Source organism: Paraburkholderia sp. RL17-347-BIC-D (genome assembly GCF_046027915.1).
Classification (GTDB): Bacteria; Pseudomonadota; Gammaproteobacteria; order Burkholderiales; family Burkholderiaceae; genus Paraburkholderia.
Window position 1 is genome coordinate 1 of the sequence record NZ_JARESS010000164.1, and the last position, 1,694, is coordinate 1,694.

Consider the following 1,694-nt stretch of genomic DNA (forward strand, 5'->3'; position numbering starts at 1 on the left):
CGCATTGACTCAGGTTTTTTGTTACCGAGCTAGGCTCGTTGCCTCAAGTATTTTGTTACCCGTCAGACGGCTGGCGGGAGCGACTTATGACGAGGCAGCTCAGCATGACAACAAGACGGGAATTGACTGAAGCAGTTGGCGAGCGTTACCGCCGTTCTGGTCGAATCGACAAACACCAGATTCTGGACGAGTTTGTTGAATTGACGGGCTATCACCGCAAGCATGCGATCCGTGTGCTCTGCCGGGAGCCCACGCCACCCCAAGGGAAACCGGGCCCGCCGCGTCGCTACGACGATGAGGTTCGTGCCGCGCTGATTACGCTGTGGGAAGCGAGTGACCGGATCTGCGGCAAGCGGTTAAAGGCACTCCTCCCGACGCTGGTTGATTCGTTGACACGGCATGGTCATCTGTCGCTATCAAAGGAGATGCACCAGCGGCTCAGGCAGATCAGCGCCGCGACCATCGATCGGCTACTGCGGGATGTGCGCGAGCAGGCATTTAGCGGCCAGCGCCGGCGCGCCGGCGGAATTGGTACTGCAATCCGCCGCGCGGTACCGATCCGGACCTTCAATGACTGGAATGATCCGCTGCCCGGTTATCTGGAAATCGATTTCGTTGAGCATTGCGGTGGCACCAAGATCGACGGTGACTTCGTTCACAGCTTGGTGATGACAGATATCGCGACTGGCTGGACCGAGTGTCTCGCTATGCCGGTTCGCAGCGGCGCGCTAGTCCGCGAGCATATCGAACTGGTCAGGCACGCCTTACCATTCCCCCTGCGAGGCCTGGATTGCGACAACGATACCGCCTTCATGAACGAAGATGTCTTTAACTTCTGCAAAGCAACAGGTATCGAGTTGACGCGCTCGCGTGCATACAAAAAAAACGATCAGGCGTGGGTCGAGCAGAAAAACGGCGCAATCGTGCGCCGTCTGGTCGGCTACGGAAAGTTACGCGGCCTCGAGGCCACCGGGACACTTGCGTCCCTATACCAGGTGTCGCGGCTTTACATTAACTTCTTTCAACCATCATTCAAACTCAAATCGAAGACCCGTCATGGCGCCAGAGTGACGAAGCGTTATGAAGCTCCCTTGACGCCACTTGAGCGCGTCCTGCGCTCCGCCTCGATACCCGAAGCGACCAAGCGCAGCCTTCGTGCGCGGTTTCGTAAGCTGGATCCATTGGACCTGCTACATCGAATGCGCGAAGCACAGCAGCGCATCGCAGAATGCAGCGCTTCCGGTGGACAGCCAACAGAGATCAAAATATCCAGTGATGTTCCACTTGCCGATTTCCTTTCGAGTCTTGGGACAGCCTGGCAGGCCGGCGAAGTTCGTCCAACGCATCATCGTAAAGCGCGCGTACAACACGATTGGCGCACTCGAGAAGATCCGTTCGAACATAGTTGGCCGAAGATACAGGAATGGCTCGAAATTGAGCCCGGCATCACGGCAAAGAAACTGCATGAGCGCCTCACCGCAATGGCCCCAACCATGTATTCCCGCGCTCAACTGCGCACTCTGCAGCGCCGCGTGAAAGTGTGGCGATCGAATCGGGCAAAAGAGCTGGTGACCCGAATACTTGGCGACGCCGACGCGATGAAGGCTGACGCTGCGTAGCAGCGTCAGCCTCATCGCCAAACGATTCGTCGTTGACAATTGCCCGGGAGTAACATGTTCCCGTGAGGCAACACG

General features: G+C 57.4%; 1 protein-coding gene. It reads left to right on the top strand.

The features are described 5' to 3' along the window. The first annotated feature begins 122 nt into the window (after nucleotides 1-122). Nucleotides 123-1,619, top strand: a complete 1,497-nt coding sequence (locus tag P0D96_RS47880) for an integrase catalytic domain-containing protein (RefSeq protein WP_408321307.1) — start codon at nucleotides 123-125, stop codon at nucleotides 1,617-1,619. Nucleotides 1,620-1,694: the final 75 nt, after the last annotated feature.